This window comes from Streptomyces sp. NPDC004435 (assembly GCF_042873895.1).
GTDB lineage: Bacteria > Actinomycetota > Actinomycetes > Streptomycetales > Streptomycetaceae > Streptomyces.
Genome location: NZ_JBIAMB010000036.1, coordinates 32175 through 46760, shown reverse-complemented (window position 1 = coordinate 46760; position 14586 = coordinate 32175). Strand labels below are relative to the sequence as shown.

Sequence of the window (14586 nt, the reverse complement as noted above, 5' to 3'; positions counted from 1 at the left end):
ACCTCGACCAACCGAAACCGGCTGGACGGGGTATCAACTAATCTGGCGTTGATTTTTGGCACGCTGTTGAGTTCTCAAGGTGCGGACGCTTCCTTTGTTCCTGTTTCCAGGCCCTCCGGGCGCTTCCTGCGCTTTCTTCGTTTTCGACTCTATCAGATCTTTCCGATCCGATTTCCTCGGCGCTTTCCGGTCCCGATTTGTTTTTCTCGGGGCCTTCCGGCGTGTCCACCACTTTAGCGGATTTCCCTTGCGGCTCATAATCGAGCCTTTAGGAACAAATTTCGGCATGCCGAAATAGGCCCCATCAGGGTTGATCGCAGTGAGTGGTTGGCCGCTCTCGGGGCGCTTGAAGAAGCACCACCGTCTCAAGCGGCTCGGGCCACATTACGCGTCCGGCCTGGCCGGGTCAAGTCGGCGCTTCCTGGGCGTGTGGGGACGGTACGGACTGACCGTGGGGTCCTCGGCGATCCAGAAGCGCCAGGGGTGCGGGGCGCCGGCGCCGCCGACGCCGGTGCGCGGGCCCGTACGGATGAGGGAAGGGGACGGCGGGGTGCCGGTCAGGACTTCGAGGGGGGCGTCCGGGCCCGCGCAGACGTCGGTGCCGTCGAGAGCGCGGGGGACGTCGAGGGCGGTGGCGAGACGGGCCGGGCCCTGCGCCAGTTCGGCGTCCCTGCGGGCCGAGCGCCGGCGGGGGCGGGCCAGCTCGGCGCCGCGCAGGATCTCGCCCGCTCGGAGCAGTACCCCGCTCGCCTCGCCCTCGGGGCCGCACACCAGGTTCAGGCAGTGCCACATGCCGTAGGTGAAGTAGACGTACGCGTGACCGGGCGGGCCGAACATGACGGCGTTGCGGGGCGTGCGGCCGCGGAAGGCGTGCGAGCCGGGGTCGATCGCTCCGGCGTACGCCTCCACCTCGGTGAGCCGCAGTTCGACGCGTCCCTCGTCGGTCGTACGCACGAGGGTGCGGCCGAGGAGGTCGGGGGCGACCTCCAGGACGGGGCGGTCGAAGAAGCTCCGCGGGAGCGGCGTACGGTCGGGGCTCTCGCTCATGGCGTCCGAGCGTAACGGGGGAACGCTCTGGAACCCGCTACGGTCGTCGCGCGTATGTAGGGGGACAGGAACGAGAAGGAGAGTGGCATGGGATTCAAGAAGCTGCTGGCGAGCCTGGGTGCCGGTGGGGCGACCGTCGAGACGGTCCTGACCGAGGAGAACGTGGTCCCGGGCGGTGTCGTCCAGGGCGAGGTCCGGATCCAGGGCGGCAGCGTCGACCAGCAGATCGAGGGTCTGTCCGTCGGCCTCCAGGCGCGCGTCGAGGTCGAGGGCGGCGACCAGGAGCACAAGCAGGACGTCGTCTTCGTGAAGGTGCGCCTGGGCGGCGCCTTCGAGGTGAAGGCCGGCGCGGTGCACGTGGTGCCGTTCGGTCTGGAGATCCCGTGGGAGACCCCGGTCAACACGATCGGCGGCCAGCGTCTGCACGGCATGGAGATCGGCGTCTCCACCGAGCTGGAGATCGCGCGCGCGGTCGACTCGGGCGACCTCGACCCGATCAACGTGCACCCGCTGCCGGCGCAGCAGGCGATCCTCGACGCCTTCATCCAGCTGGGCTTCCGCTTCAAGAGCGCGGACATGGAGCGCGGGCACATCCGCGGCACCCGCCAGAAGCTGCCCTTCTACCAGGAGATCGAGTTCTTCGCGCCGCAGCAGTACCGCGGCCTGAACCAGGTCGAGGTCAGCTTCGTCGCGGACGACCGCGAGATGGACGTCGTCCTGGAGATGGACAAGAAGCCGGGGCTCTTCACCGAGGGCAGCGACTCCTTCCGGGCGTTCAAGGTGGGTCTCGACGACTACCGGGGCACCGACTGGAACGCCTACCTGAACCAGTGGCTCGCCGAGGTCGGCGGCCGTCGCAACTGGATGTAGTACGGAACGATCCGGAGGTTCGACCATGTCCGAGGGTCAGAGGGCACCGCTCCCCCACGCGTTCCATCCGCCGGTGGCGGAGTTCGCCGTGACGAGCGACGACGTGGCGCCCGGCGCGGTGCTGAAGGACGCCCAGGTGTACGCGGAGGGGAACACCTCCCCGCAGCTGCGCTGGGAGGGTTTCCCCGCGGAGACCAAGAGTTTCGCCGTGACCTGCTTCGATCCGGACGCGCCGACGGGCAGCGGGTTCTGGCACTGGGTGCTCTTCGACATCCCGGCGTCGGTGACCGAGCTGCCCACGGGGGCCGGCTCGGGCTCCTTCGAGGGGCTGCCCGCCGGTGCGGTGCACGCGCGGAACGACTACGGATCGAAGGAATTCGGCGGGGCGGCCCCGCCGGCCGGGGACCCGGCGCACCGCTACGTGTTCACGGTGTACGCGGTGGACACGGAGAAGCTGGGGCCCGACGCCGACACCCCGCCGGCGGCCGTCGGCTTCCATCTGCGCTTCCACACGCTGGGCCGGGCCCAGCTGGTCGGTGAGTACGCGGCTCCCCCGGCAGGCTGATCGTTCGTCTGTTGTTTGCCCGCTTCTGGTCTTGGAGAGATCAGAAGCGGGCATCTTTTGTTGCGCACGAAATTACGTTGTCCGACCCCGGCCTGCCCGGCCATCGTTTGATCCAAGCCCGCCAGGGGGGTGGGCCGGCACACGGGAGGTGGGCACCATGCGGGACACGCTGGTTCTGAACGCGAGCTTCGAGCCGCTTTCGACGGTCACACTCAACCGTGCGGTGGTGCTTGTCCTGCAGGACAAGGCCGTCGTCGAGCAGTCCCATCCCGATCTGCGGGTGCGTGCCGCCGCCGTCGACCTTCCGGTTCCCCGGGTGATCAGGCTCTGCCGGTTCGTCCGGGTGCCCTTCCGAAGACAGGCGCCGTGGTCGAGGAGGGGGGTGCTGGTCAGGGACCAGCACCGGTGCGCGTACTGCGGGAAACGCGCGACGACGGTGGACCACGTGGTGCCGCGGGCGCAGGGTGGTGGGGACAGCTGGCTGAACACGGTCGCCTCCTGCGCGGAGGACAACCACCGCAAGGCGGACCGGACGCCCGAGCAGGCGGGGATGCCGCTCCTGGTCGAGCCGTTCGTGCCGACGCCGGCGGACGCGATGCTGCTGGCGATGCGGGCCGGTGAGCGGTCGGATCTGCCGGAGTGGCTGGCGCGTACCGCCGCCTGATCCGTACGGACGTGTCAGGGCCCGCCCCCTCGGGGGCGGGCCCTGCGTCGTGTCGGGGTCACTTGAGGGTGAGCTGGAGGATGGCGACGACGCCGACGGCGATGATGACGCCGCGCAGGACGGCGGGCTTGAGGCGGCGGCCGACCTTGGCGCCGATCTGGCCGCCGAGGGTGGAGCCGACGGCGATGAGGAGGACGGCGGTCCAGTCGAACTCGGCGACGAAGAGGAAGAAGACGGCGGCGACGCCGTTGACGAGGGCGCCGAGGATGTTCTTGACCGCGTTGATCCGCTGGAGGTCGTCGTGGAGGAGCAGGCCCATGAGGGAGAGGTAGAGGACTCCCTGGGCTGCGCCGAAATAGCCGCCGTACATGCTGGCGAGGGTGAGGCCGACGAGGAGGGCGGGGCCGCCGTCGGGGTGGGCCTCGGTGCCGGTGCGTTCACGGCGGCGGCGGACGGCGGCGGCGATGCGGGGCTGGAAGAGGACGAGGATCAGGGCCAGTCCGATGAGGACGGGGACGATCGCGTCGAACGCCTCGGAGGGCAGGGCGAGCAGCAGGATCGCGCCGGCGAGGCCGCCGACGAGGGCGGCGGCTCCGAGGCGGAGCACCCGGCGGGTCTGGCCCTCGAGTTCGCGGCGGTAGCCGATGGCTCCGCTGATGGAGCCGGGGACGAGGCCGAGGGCGTTGGAGACGTTCGCGGTGATCGGGGGCAGTCCGGTCGCGAGGAGGACCGGGAACGTGATGAGCGTCCCCGATCCCACGATGGTGTTGATGGTGCCGGCGCCGATGCCGGCGGCGAAGACCGCCAGCATTTCCCAGATGGACAAGGCCGTTTCCTCACATGGTCAGTGGCTCGCCTCCCCGCCCTGCGCGTGGCGAGGGTCGAGGGGCTCGCACCGATCATGCCCGGACTTACGTGTACGTGTCAGCCATCAGTTCAGTCGACGGTGGGTTCTTCCCGCCTGGCGGCCGGGACGTCCTTGCTGAAGGTGGGGGCCGGGGATCCCTGGCCCATGTTGCCGAGGGCGCCGGAGAGGCCCTTGAGGGCGTCGCCGATCTCGCTGGGGACGATCCAGAGCTTGTTGGCGTCGCCCTCGGCGATCTTGGGGAGCATCTGGAGGTACTGGTACGAGAGCAGCTTCTGGTCCGGGTCGCCGGCGTGGATGGCCTCGAAGACGGTGCGGACGGCCTGGGCCTCGCCCTCGGCCCTCAGGGCGGCGGCCTGGGACTCGCCCTCGGCGCGGAGGATGGCGGACTGCTTCTCGCCCTCGGCGCGGAGGATCTCGGACTGGCGGACGCCCTCGGCCTGGAGGATGGCGGCGCGCTTGTCGCGGTCGGCGCGCATCTGCTTCTCCATCGAGTCCTGGATGGAGGTCGGCGGCTCGATGGCCTTGAGCTCGACGCGGTTGACGCGGATGCCCCACTTGCCGGTGGCCTCGTCGAGGACGCCGCGGAGGGCGGCGTTGATGTCCTCGCGGGAGGTGAGGGTCCGCTCCAGGTCCATGCCGCCGATGATGTTGCGGAGGGTGGTGACGGTGAGCTGCTCGATGGCCTGGATGTAGCTGGCGACCTCGTAGGTCGCGGCCCGTGCGTCGGTCACCTGGTAGTAGATGACGGTGTCGATGTTGACGACCAGGTTGTCCTGGGTGATCACCGGCTGGGGCGGGAAGGGGACGACCTGTTCGCGGAGGTCGATGCGGTTGCGGATCGTGTCGATGAACGGGACGACGATGTTGAGGCCGGCGTTGAGGGTGCGCGTGTAGCGGCCGAAGCGCTCCACGATCGCGGCGCTGGCCTGCGGGATGACCTGGATCGTCTTGATCAGGGCGATGAAGACGAGCACCACCAGAATGATCAGGACGATGATGACTGCTGACATCGTGTTCCCCGTGCCCTTCGCTGCCGGTTGTCTGCCGGATCTGTTTCGATGATCGAGTTTCCCAGACGCCGGGGCGTCATGGGCGGCCTTCGGTCAGATGACGACGGCGGTCGCCCCCTCGATCTCGACGACGTCGACCTCCTCGCCCGGTTCGAAGACGCGGGTGGCGTCGAGGGAGCGGGCCGACCAGATCTCGCCGGCGAGCTTGATGCGGCCGCCCTGGGCGTCGACCCGTTCCAGGACGCGGGCCTGACGGCCTTTCAGGGCGTCGATGCCGGTGGCCAGGGCGGGGTCCCCCGCGCGGTGGCGGGCGGCGATGGGCCGGACGACGGCGATGAGCGCCACGGAGACCGCCACGAAGACGATCACCTGGGCGACGACGCCGAAGCCGAGTGCGGCGGTGACCGCGCCCGCCACCGCGCCGACCGCGAACATGCCGAACTCGGGCATCGCGGTGAGGACCAGGGGAATACCGAGCCCCACCGCGCCGATCAGCCACCAGATCCATGCGTCGATGTCCACAGGGTCATGGTAGGGCGGGTGGGGCCTCGTGGGACAGGGCGCGGTGCGGTGCCGGTGTCGGCGCCGGTGCCGTGGCTGTGCGGGTCACGGCGGGTCACGGCCCTGTGGGGCGTGGCTACTTGAGGGGCAGCCCCTGGGCGGTCCAGCGGTCGCCGACGCGCTCGACGACGAGCGGGAGGCCGAAGCAGCGGGAGAGGTTGCGGGAGTTGAGCTCGGTCTCCATGGGTCCGGCGGCGAGCAGCTTGCCCTGACGGATCATCAGGACGTGGGTGAAGCCGGGCGGGATCTCCTCGACGTGGTGGGTCACCATGATCATGGAGGGGGCGTACGGGTCCCGGGCCAGGCGGCCGAGGCGGCGGACCAGGTCCTCGCGGCCGCCGAGGTCGAGACCGGCGGCGGGCTCGTCGAGGAGGAGGAGCTCGGGGTCGGTCATCATCGCGCGGGCGATCAGGGTGCGCTTGCGCTCGCCCTCGGAGAGGGTCCCGAACCTGCGGTCCAGGTAGTCGTTCATGCCGAGGCGGTCGAGGAAGGCGCGGGCGCGGTCCTCGTCGACCGGGTCGTAGTCCTCGTGCCAGGTGGCGGTCATGCCGTACGCGGCGGTGAGGACGGTCTGCAGGACGGTCTGGCGCTTGGGCAGCTTCTCCGCCATGGCGATGCCGGCCATGCCGATGCGGGGGCGCAGCTCGAAGACGTCGACGCCGCCGAGGCGCTCGCCGAGGACGGTGGCGGTGCCGGTGGTGGGGTAGAGGTAGCTGGAGGCGACGTTGAGGAGGGTGGTCTTGCCGGCGCCGTTGGGGCCGAGGATGACCCAGCGCTCTCCTTCCTTGACCGACCAGGAGACCCCGTCCACCAGAGCCCGTCCGTCGCGGACCACGGATACGTCCACCAGCTCCAGTACATCGCTCATGAGCGCGTTGTCTCCCCTTGCCGTCGAGTCGTGTCGGCTCGTGTCGTCGCCTTGGGCCGCGGGCGCGGCGTCCACGGGAAAACCTACGTCATCGGCGGGGCGGGCCGGTCCCTAGGGCGTCGTTCGGGTCCTTAGTCTGGGGGGATGCTTTCGGAACCACGTTCAGGACGCCTGGCCGCCTGGGGGAACGCCCTGCTGGCCGGGGCGGTGTCGCCGGACGACGCGGCGCTGGCGATTGTCGGGGAGGACTCGGTGCACCGCGTGGCGGGGCTGCCGGGTGAGGCGGGCCCGGTGGGGCTGACACTGGCGCTGGGGCGGTTGCGTCGGCTCGGGGTGACCGGGTGGCGGGTGGCGCTGCCGGCGCCGGGGCATCCGCTGGGGCTGAGCGGTCCGCCGGACTTCAACGCGCGCGCGTTGGAGGCGGAGGAGGCGGTGGTCGGGTACGGGGCGCCGTACGGTCTCGTGCCGGAGGTCTCGGAGGCGGGGCCGCGCGGGGATCTGCACGTCGAGGTGGTGTGGCACTGCCTCGCGGTGCGGGAGGCGCCGCCGGCGGACGTGCCGTCGCTGAGCGAGGCGGAGCGGGAGCTGGCGGAGGCGCTGCGGGACGCGACGGCGGCGCTGACGCGGCTGGACGTGGCGGCGTCGGGTCCGGCGGCGGAGGCGGCCCGGGACGCGTACCGGGCGCGCGCGGAGGCGGGCCGCGAGGTCCTGGCCCCCGGTTACCCGCCGCGCGCGGTCCGGGTCCTGGAGCTGGCCCAGCGGATCGGCCTCATGGTCGACCTGGCGTACGGCAACGGCCACGGCGGCGCGGTCAGCGCGTCCGAGATGACGGCACGGGGTGAGGTGCTGCGGCCGGTGGAGCGGGTGGCCCGGCGGGCCCAGGTCGCCGCTTACAACGCCTGGGTGGAGGAACGCGAGCGAGAGCGGGGGGTCTGAGCCGGGCTGTCGGCGAGGAGACGGCGCCTGCCGCGTACTCGCGGGCCGTCCCGTGCGGGGCGCCGGAGTCGGCGGACGGAGTCCGGCGCGATGAGCGGGAGGGGCTGGTCGTCGGGGGGCAAGTGGTGGGGCTTTTCCGCGGGGGAAAGGGGACGGCCCCCCGGCAGGGTGCCGGGGGGCCGTGGGGTGGCGGGTCAGCCGTTGAAGGCGCCGTTGCCGAAGGCGGGGTTGAGCAGGCCGATCACGTTGACCGTGTTGCCGGAGACGTTCACGGGAACGTGGACCGGGACCTGCACCAGGTTGCCGGAGGCGACACCCGGGGAGTTGAGGGCCTTGCCGTTGGCCTCGGCGCCGTGGGCGGAGGCGACACCGGCACCGGCGGCGACGATGCCACCGGCGACCATGGTGAGGGCGGCGGCCTTCTTGAGGTTCTTCACTTGGTACTTCCTCCTGGTCAATCGCCGCGGCCGGTCCGCCGCAGCACGCCATGGAGAACGCCGCCGGCCCCGCCGGGTTGCGCCGAACGGGGGATGTGCACCCGACGGTATGACGTTCTGAACGGGCGTGCGCCCCGGCGCGTGACGGGAGTGTTTCAGGACGTGAGGCCGTGGCGTACCGCCCAGAGCGCCGCCTGGGTGCGGTCGGCGAGGTCGAGTTTCATCAGGATGTTCGAGACGTGGGTCTTCACCGTCTTCTCGGAGAGGACGAGCGCCCGGGCGATCTCGCGGTTGGAGCGGCCGTCGGCGATGAGGCCGAGGACCTCGCGCTCGCGCTCGGTGAGGGTCGTCCCCCGCCCCGTACCGCCCTGGGGTTCGTCCTGGGTGAGGAGGAAGCCGGCGACCTCGGGCTGGAGCAGGACGTGGCCTGCGTGGACGGAGCGGATGGCGCCGGCGAGGGCGTCGGGGTCGACGTCCTTGTAGACGTAGCCGGAGGCGCCGGCCCGGAGGGCGGGGACGACGGTGCGCTGCTCGGTGAAGCTGGTGACGATGAGGACCTTCGCCGGGTTGGCGAGGGCACGGAGCCGCTTGAGGGCCTCGATGCCGTCGGTGCCCGGCATCTTCACGTCCATGAGGACGACGTCGGGGCGGAGCTCCTCGGCGCGGGCGACGCCCTCGGCGCCGTCGGCGGCCTCGCCGACGACCTCTATGTCGTCCTGGACCTCCAGGAAGGTGCGCAGGCCGCGGCGGACGACCTGGTGGTCGTCGACCAGGAGCACGCGGATGGGCTTGTCAGCCACCGGGGACCTCCATATCGATCGTGGTGCCCTCGCCGGGAGCGGAGGTCACGGTGAGGACGCCGCCGACTCCGGCGGCGCGGTCGCGCATGGACACCAGGCCGAGGTGACGGCCGGCGCGGCGGACCGCCCGGGGGTCGAAGCCCCGGCCGTCGTCGGTGACGGTGAGCCGGGCGCCCTGGCCGTGCCGGGTGAGGGCGACGGTGACCCGGGCCGCGTCGGCGTGCCGCAGGGCGTTGTGCAGGGCTTCCTGGGCGACCCGGAGGACGGCCTCCTCCTGCGCGGCGGGCAGGGCGCGGATGCCGGGGCTGTCGAAGACGACGGTGGCGGTGTGGGCGCGGTCGAGGACCTGGATCTGGGTGCGCAGGGTGTGCACGAGGCCGTCCTCGTCGAGGGCGGCGGGGCGGAGCTCGACGACGGCGGCGCGCAGCTCGTCGGCGGCCTCGGCGGCGAGCGCGGCGACCTGCTGGAGCTCGCCCTTGGCACGGACCGGGTCGCGGTCGACGAGGGCGGCGGCGGCCTGGGCGGTGAGCCGGAGCGAGAAGAGCTTCTGGCTGACGGCGTCGTGCAGCTCGTGGGCGAGCCGGGAGCGCTCCTCGGCGATGGTGAGCTCGCGGCTGCGCTCGTACAGGCGGGCGTTGGTGAGGGCGATGGCTGCGTGCTGGGCGAGCATGCCGAGGAGTTCCTCGTCCTCTGCGGTGAAGCCGCAGCCCCCCTCGGGCTTGGGGCAGCGTTTGTTGGCGAGGAAGAGGGCGCCCAGGGTCTCGTCCCCGTCGCGGACGGGGAGGCCGAGGAAGTCGGAGAGCTCGGGGTGGGCGTCGGGCCAGCCGCCGAAGCGGGGGTCCTCGCGGACATCGGCGAGCCGCTCGGGCTCGGCCTTGTGGAGCATCGCGGCGAGGACGCCGTGCTGCCGGGGCAGCGGGCCGATGGCCTTCCACTGCTCGTCGGTGACGCCGTCGACGACGAACTGGGCGAAGCCGCCGTGGTCGTCGGGGACGCCCAGGGCCGCGTACTCGGCGTCGAGGAGCTCACGGGCTGAGGCCACGATCGTCTTCAGGACGTCGCGGACCTCCATCTGCCGGCTCATCGCCAGGAGTGCGGTGCTCACGGCGGCGAGGCCGGAGCTCGGTCGGTGGCTCATGGCTTCACGGTACCGGCGGGGTGTGACGGTGCGTATGGGGCTGTGGACGGCGGTGGACCAGGTCGCGGGACCTAGGTCGAAGTGCCCTCGGAGCCTGGCCCGGGCGTGGGAGGGGCGAAGCCGGGGGCGGGGCGGAGGGGGAGGCTCCGCGGGCGGCGTACGGCACGCGCGGGGCGGGGGCGGGGGCGGGGGCGGACGGCTGCGGGCCTCTGCGGGCCTCTGCGGGCGGGCGCGGACGCCGGAGGAGGGCCGCGCGTCGGCTGGAGGGAAGGGGAGCACGCGCGCGCGTGCGCGGGTACGCGGGCGGGGTGCGCGTGGGTGAGGGCCTGGTCACGGGCAGGCTCACGGGTGACGAGGCACTGGTGCCGTCGCGCCGGCCGGAGAAGCTCCGGATGGCGGACCTCGGCCGTGTCGTCGACGATCCGGCGGTCCGGGCGCCGGTCCATCGGATCGCCGGGACGCTCGACGGGACACTCCCCGGGCTGTTCGTGTCCGACTGCGACCAGCGGCTCGGGCGGTGTCCGTCGGAGGCTGCGGCCGGAGGACCGATCGAGCAGTGCGGGCTCCTCGCCCGGCCGCAGCGGGCCTGGGGGGGGCGTGGAGGGACCCCTCGCGGAGCTCGCGAAGGGGACGCCGGCCCGGCGTCGGGCGAGGCGGAGCGGGGCCTGGGCGTGGCGGGTGTCCGGGAGGCGGCGCGCGTGCGGTGGCCGTCCGGGCCGCCTTCGCGGACGGGGTGTACGCCGGGGCGGTGAGCGCGGGTGGCCGTACCGGAGGAGATCGGACGGGGGCTTCTCCTCCTTGAGGCGGAGAACGCTGACTGTGCGCATTGCCCCCGCAACTTCCGGTGAGTTTGTTACGCGGTCCATGTGAGCCCGCGCATAGGACGCAGGTCACTTACGAAGCTCCCTAGTGGAGCGTTCTGGACCGGTTCGGGGTGGGACCAACCGGACCTGAAGGGGTGTGTCGGGCACCTACACGGGCCCCTGATCCACTACCCGGGATCGTACGTCACACCTTTGCCACGCGATTTTGCTGCCGCTAAGAATTGCCCCCGTCGCCGCCGAGCAGGCGCAGCGCCGCCCCGGCCCAGCGACCCCCAGCGATTCGAAGAGGTAGTCCTGCATGTCTCAGAACACCCCTGGCCACAGTCGTGGTCTGAAGAAGACCCACAAGGCCACGATCGCCGGCGTCGCCGCTCTGGGCGCAGCCGCGCTCACCCTCTCCCTCGTGCCCGGCAACGGCTCCACCGAGACCGAGCCGCAGGCGCTGAACACGAGCCAGCGCGTGGCGTGGTCGTACGACGCCAACGCCCCGCAGGCGAAGGCTCTGGCCGCGAGCGTGGCCGACCAGCACACCACCATCGGTCTTCAGGCCAAGCTGGACGCCGCTGCCAAGGCGAAGGCCCAGGCCGCCGTCAAGGCGAAGGCCGTCCAGGCCGCCAAGGTCAAGGCCGCGGCGAAGGCGAAGGCCGACGCGGCCGCGAAGAAGGCCGCCGCGCAGGCGAAGGCCGCCGCCAAGGCGAAGGCCGCGGCGAAGGCCAAGGCCGCCGCGAAGAAGCGTGCCGCCACGACGACGGCCGCGAGCCGCTCCGTCACCCGCACCCCGGTCTTCGCGAACAACCTCGACGGCTGGATCCGCGAGGCGCTGCACATCATGGACAAGCACAACATCCCGGGCACATACAACGGCCTGCACAAGAACATCATGCGCGAGTCCAGCGGCAACCCGTACGCGATCAACAACTGGGACATCAACGCCATCAACGGCGTCCCGTCCAAGGGTCTGCTCCAGGTGATCTACCCGACCTTCAAGGCGTACCACGTGAAGGGCACCAAGTTCGACCAGTACGACCCGGTCGCCAACATCGTCGCCGCCGCCAACTACGCGGCCGACCGCTACGGCTCGATCGACAACGTCAACAGCGCCTACTGAGTCGCCTCGACGACGCCGAAGGGCGGCACCCCGTGCGGGGTGCCGCCCTTCGGCGCGTGCGGGGCGCGTGCCCGCGTGTGCGGGGCGCGTGCGTCCGGCGGGGCCGTTACTTGCGCATGACCTCGGGCTCGTGGCGGCGCAGCAGGCGCGCGACCAGGACGCCGAGGACGACGGTCATGAACAGCAGCACGCCGATGTTGAAGCTCCACTGGCCGACGCTGTGCTCCCACAGGGGGTCCAGGTCGGTGGGGTTCTTCGGGTCCCACGGCGCCATGAGGTGCGCCAGGTCGAGCGTGGTGCCGGCGCCGGCGATGGCCCAGCGGGAGGGCATGAGCCAGGCGAACTGCTCCAGGCCGGGCGAGCCGAAGACCTTGAAGAGGATGCCGGTGAAGACGACCTGGACGATCGCGAACATGACGAGCAGCGGCATGGTCTTCTCGGCGGTCTTCACCAGGGCGGAGATGACCAGGCCGACCATCATCGAGGTGAGGCCGAGTGCGATGACGGTGAGGCAGAGCTCGACGGCCGGCGGCATGAGGAGGCCTTCGGCGGGCAGGTCGCGGATGGCGAAGCCGATGGCGCAGAGGATGACGCCCTGGAAGGCCGTGATGACGCCGAGGACGATGACCTTGGACATCAGGTAGGCGGAGCGGGACAGGCCGGTGGCGCGCTCCCGCTCGTAGATGACCCGTTCCTTGATCAGCTCTCGGACGGAGTTCGCCGCGCCGGAGAAGCACATGCCGACCGTGAGGATCAGCATGATGATGCCGGCGTCGCCGTTGAACCGGGACGGCGGTGTGGGCGGGGCCAGGCCGAAGTCCGAGGGGATGACGACGGAGACGGAGCCGATGACCGCCGGGAGGATCACCATGAGGGCGAGGAAGCCCTTGTCGGAGACGATCACCGAGGTGTAGCGGCGGATCAGGGTCCACAGCTGGGAGCCCCAGCCCTGCGGCTTGGGCGGGCGGGACATCGCCTGCTGCGGCATGTGGACGGGCTGGGCGGCGACGGCGTCGATGTCGGCGGCGTACAGCTGGTAGTGCTGCGAGCCCTTCCAGCGGCCGGCCCAGTCGTAGTCGCGGTAGTTCTCGAAGGCGGAGAAGACGTCGGCCCAGGAGGAGTAGCCGAAGAAGTTCAGCGCCTCGTCCGGCGGGCCGAAGTACGCCACGGAGCCGCCGGGCGCCATGACGAGGAGCTTGTCGCAGAGGGCCAGCTCGGCGACGGAGTGGGTGACGACGAGGACCGTGCGGCCGTCGTCGGCGAGGCCTCGGAGCAGCTGCATGACGTCGCGGTCCATGCCCGGGTCGAGGCCGGAGGTCGGCTCGTCCAGGAAGATCAGCGAGGGCTTGGTCAGCAGCTCCAGGGCGACCGAGACGCGCTTGCGCTGGCCGCCGGAGAGGGAGGTGACCTTCTTCTCCTTGTGGATGTCGAGTTTGAGCTCGCGCAGCACCTCGTCGATGCGGGCTTCGCGCTCGGCGGTCGCGGTGTCGCCGGGGAAGCGGAGCTTGGCGGCGTACCGGAGCGCCTTCTGGACGGTCAGCTCCTTGTGCAGGATGTCGTCCTGCGGGACCAGGCCGATGCGCTGGCGCAGCTCGGCGAACTGCTTGTAGAGGCTGCGGTTGTCGTAGAGGACGTCGCCCTCGTTGGCGGGCCGGTAGCCGGTGAGCGCCTTGAGCAGGGTCGACTTGCCGGAGCCGGAGGGGCCGATGACTCCGATGAGCGACTTCTCGGGGACGCCGAAGGAGACGTCCTTGAGGATCTGCTTGCCGCCGTCGACGGTGACGGTGAGGTGGCGGGCCGAGAAGGAGACGGAGCCGGTGTCGACGAACTCTTCCAGCTGGCCGCCGACGATCCGGAAGGTGGAGTGGCCGACGCCGACGATGTCCTGCGGGCCGAGGAGGGCGCTGCCGCCCTTGGGGATCGGCTGGCCGTTGACGTAGGTGCCGTTGTGCGAGCCGAGGTCGCGGATCTCCATGCGGCCGTCGGGCGTGGCGTGGAACTCGGCGTGGTGGCGCGAGACCTGGAGGTCGGAGACGACCAGTTCGTTCTCGAGCGCACGGCCGATGCGCATCACGTGCCCGAGGGCGAGCTGGTGGAAGGTGGTCGGGCTGCGGTCGGAGTAGGCCGACGACGCCCCCGCGCCGCCACCGGTCTTCTGCGCGAGCTGCTCGACCGGACCGCCCCCCTGGTGGGGCACGTGCGGCGTGGGCTGCTGCCAGCCGCCGTGCTGCGGCGGCGCGGCGTCGTGGGTGGCCCACTCCGCCTGCTGGTGGGCCGGCGGCTGCGCGGGGTGGACCGGCGTGCCGCCGCCCTGGTGGACGTGGGCCGGCTGTCCCGTGTGCGCGGGCTGTCCCGTGTGCGCGGCCTGTCCGGCGTGTGCGGCCTGTCCGGCGTGCGCGGCCTGTCCGGCGTGCGCGGCGGAGAGGTTCAGGCGCGGGCCGTCCGTCGGGTTGCCGAGGTGGACGGCGGTGCCGGGGCCGATCTCCAGCTGCTGGAGCCGCTGCCCGGCGACGAAGGTGCCGTTGGTGGAGCCGTGGTCCTCGATGGCCCAGCTCCGGCCGTTCCAGCTGATCGTGGCGTGCCGCCACGAGACCCTGGCGTCGTCGATGACCAGGTCCCCCTGGGGGTCGCGGCCCAGGGTGTACGACCGGGACGGCTCCAGCGTCCAGGTCCTGCCGTTGAGTTCGAGTACGAGTTCTGGCACTCCATGCCCCACTGTGTGTCCCCCGTCGCACCCCCGTCGCGGGGGCTCTAGGGATGGCGAATCATCCTGGGGAACTATTTCAGGCCGGGTCCCGGATCCGAAAGTCGGGCGGCGTGAAGACCCGAGGGAGGGTCGCCGGGGGCGTCGCGGCGGGGACTGGTCCGGCCGGGTGTCCGCTACGCGGGA

General features: G+C 71.4%; 14 protein-coding genes. 5 read left to right on the top strand and 9 right to left on the bottom strand.

The features are described from left to right. Positions 1 to 384: 384 nt before the first annotated feature. A complete protein-coding gene (locus tag ACFYT9_RS38605; RefSeq protein ID WP_387273216.1) occupies positions 385 to 1047 on the bottom strand; it encodes a DNA-3-methyladenine glycosylase in 663 nt (220 codons plus the stop codon). A gap of 87 nt (positions 1048 to 1134) precedes the next feature. On the opposite strand from ACFYT9_RS38605, the gene ACFYT9_RS38600 reads away from it, so the two are divergent. The 3 genes from ACFYT9_RS38600 to ACFYT9_RS38590 all read left to right on the top strand — a co-directional run bounded on the left by ACFYT9_RS38600 (position 1135) and on the right by ACFYT9_RS38590 (position 3146). Further along, complete coding sequence (locus ACFYT9_RS38600) at positions 1135 to 1917, top strand: sporulation protein (RefSeq protein WP_376605487.1); 783 nt, start codon at positions 1135 to 1137, stop codon at positions 1915 to 1917. Between the two features lie 25 nt (positions 1918 to 1942). Continuing rightward, on the top strand, positions 1943 to 2482 hold the full coding sequence (locus tag ACFYT9_RS38595) for a YbhB/YbcL family Raf kinase inhibitor-like protein (RefSeq protein WP_387273219.1): 540 nt from the start codon (positions 1943 to 1945) through the stop codon (positions 2480 to 2482). Between the two features lie 157 nt (positions 2483 to 2639). Further along, positions 2640 to 3146, top strand: a complete 507-nt coding sequence (locus ACFYT9_RS38590) for an HNH endonuclease (RefSeq protein WP_376605483.1) — start codon at positions 2640 to 2642, stop codon at positions 3144 to 3146. Between the two features lie 58 nt (positions 3147 to 3204). Here the strand turns inward: ACFYT9_RS38590 and ACFYT9_RS38585 are convergent, their stop codons facing one another. The 4 genes from ACFYT9_RS38585 to ACFYT9_RS38570 all read right to left on the bottom strand — a co-directional run bounded on the left by ACFYT9_RS38585 (position 3205) and on the right by ACFYT9_RS38570 (position 6453). Then, on the bottom strand, positions 3205 to 3972 hold the full coding sequence (locus ACFYT9_RS38585; RefSeq protein WP_387273221.1) for a sulfite exporter TauE/SafE family protein: 768 nt from the start codon (positions 3970 to 3972) through the stop codon (positions 3205 to 3207). A 110-nt stretch (positions 3973 to 4082) separates the two neighbouring features. After that, positions 4083 to 5024, bottom strand: coding sequence for an SPFH domain-containing protein (locus tag ACFYT9_RS38580; protein WP_387273223.1), 942 nt, complete (start codon positions 5022 to 5024; stop codon positions 4083 to 4085). 93 nt (positions 5025 to 5117) lie between these two features. Continuing rightward, positions 5118 to 5546 (bottom strand): NfeD family protein, encoded by a 429-nt coding sequence (locus tag ACFYT9_RS38575; RefSeq protein ID WP_376604792.1) that lies wholly within the window; start codon positions 5544 to 5546, stop codon positions 5118 to 5120. Positions 5547 to 5661: 115 nt separating this feature from the next. Beyond that, on the bottom strand, positions 5662 to 6453 hold the full coding sequence (locus ACFYT9_RS38570; protein ID WP_387273225.1) for an ABC transporter ATP-binding protein: 792 nt from the start codon (positions 6451 to 6453) through the stop codon (positions 5662 to 5664). 144 nt (positions 6454 to 6597) lie between these two features. Between ACFYT9_RS38570 and ACFYT9_RS38565 the strand changes: the two genes are divergently transcribed. After that, entirely contained in the window at positions 6598 to 7389 is a 792-nt protein-coding gene (locus tag ACFYT9_RS38565; protein ID WP_389171631.1) for a hypothetical protein, read from the top strand. 194 nt (positions 7390 to 7583) lie between these two features. Here ACFYT9_RS38565 and ACFYT9_RS38560 read toward each other — a convergent pair whose 3' ends face one another. The 3 genes from ACFYT9_RS38560 to ACFYT9_RS38550 all read right to left on the bottom strand — a co-directional run bounded on the left by ACFYT9_RS38560 (position 7584) and on the right by ACFYT9_RS38550 (position 9764). After that, entirely contained in the window at positions 7584 to 7826 is a 243-nt protein-coding gene (locus tag ACFYT9_RS38560; RefSeq protein ID WP_387273229.1) for a chaplin, read from the bottom strand. Positions 7827 to 7981: 155 nt separating this feature from the next. Then, positions 7982 to 8626, bottom strand: coding sequence for a response regulator (locus ACFYT9_RS38555; protein WP_389171627.1), 645 nt, complete (start codon positions 8624 to 8626; stop codon positions 7982 to 7984). Next, entirely contained in the window at positions 8619 to 9764 is a 1146-nt protein-coding gene (locus ACFYT9_RS38550) for a GAF domain-containing sensor histidine kinase (protein ID WP_376601230.1), read from the bottom strand. Before ACFYT9_RS38550 ends, ACFYT9_RS38555 begins: the two co-directional genes overlap by 8 nt. A gap of 1122 nt (positions 9765 to 10886) precedes the next feature. Between ACFYT9_RS38550 and ACFYT9_RS38545 the strand changes: the two genes are divergently transcribed. Continuing rightward, the gene (locus tag ACFYT9_RS38545) at positions 10887 to 11696 is read left to right on the top strand and encodes a transglycosylase SLT domain-containing protein (protein WP_389171624.1); all 810 of its coding nucleotides are present in this window, start codon (positions 10887 to 10889) and stop codon (positions 11694 to 11696) included. Positions 11697 to 11802: 106 nt separating this feature from the next. Here ACFYT9_RS38545 and ACFYT9_RS38540 read toward each other — a convergent pair whose 3' ends face one another. Next, positions 11803 to 14412, bottom strand: coding sequence for an FHA domain-containing protein (locus tag ACFYT9_RS38540; protein ID WP_389171621.1), 2610 nt, complete (start codon positions 14410 to 14412; stop codon positions 11803 to 11805). Positions 14413 to 14586 lie beyond the last annotated feature (174 nt).

Excerpts from the sequence above, each read along its gene's own strand:
- ACFYT9_RS38570 (WP_387273225.1), bottom strand. The coding sequence starts at position 6,453 with ATGAGCGATGTACTGGAGCTGGTGGACGTATCCGTGGTCCGCGACGGA.
- ACFYT9_RS38550 (WP_376601230.1), bottom strand. The coding sequence starts at position 9,764 with ATGAGCCACCGACCGAGCTCCGGCCTCGCCGCCGTGAGCACCGCACTC.
- ACFYT9_RS38590 (WP_376605483.1), top strand. The coding sequence starts at position 2,640 with ATGCGGGACACGCTGGTTCTGAACGCGAGCTTCGAGCCGCTTTCGACG.
- ACFYT9_RS38605 (WP_387273216.1), bottom strand. The coding sequence starts at position 1,047 with ATGAGCGAGAGCCCCGACCGTACGCCGCTCCCGCGGAGCTTCTTCGAC.
- ACFYT9_RS38600 (WP_376605487.1), top strand. The coding sequence starts at position 1,135 with ATGGGATTCAAGAAGCTGCTGGCGAGCCTGGGTGCCGGTGGGGCGACC.
- ACFYT9_RS38565 (WP_389171631.1), top strand. The coding sequence starts at position 6,598 with ATGCTTTCGGAACCACGTTCAGGACGCCTGGCCGCCTGGGGGAACGCC.
- ACFYT9_RS38580 (WP_387273223.1), bottom strand. The coding sequence starts at position 5,024 with ATGTCAGCAGTCATCATCGTCCTGATCATTCTGGTGGTGCTCGTCTTC.
- ACFYT9_RS38595 (WP_387273219.1), top strand. The coding sequence starts at position 1,943 with ATGTCCGAGGGTCAGAGGGCACCGCTCCCCCACGCGTTCCATCCGCCG.
- ACFYT9_RS38545 (WP_389171624.1), top strand. The coding sequence starts at position 10,887 with ATGTCTCAGAACACCCCTGGCCACAGTCGTGGTCTGAAGAAGACCCAC.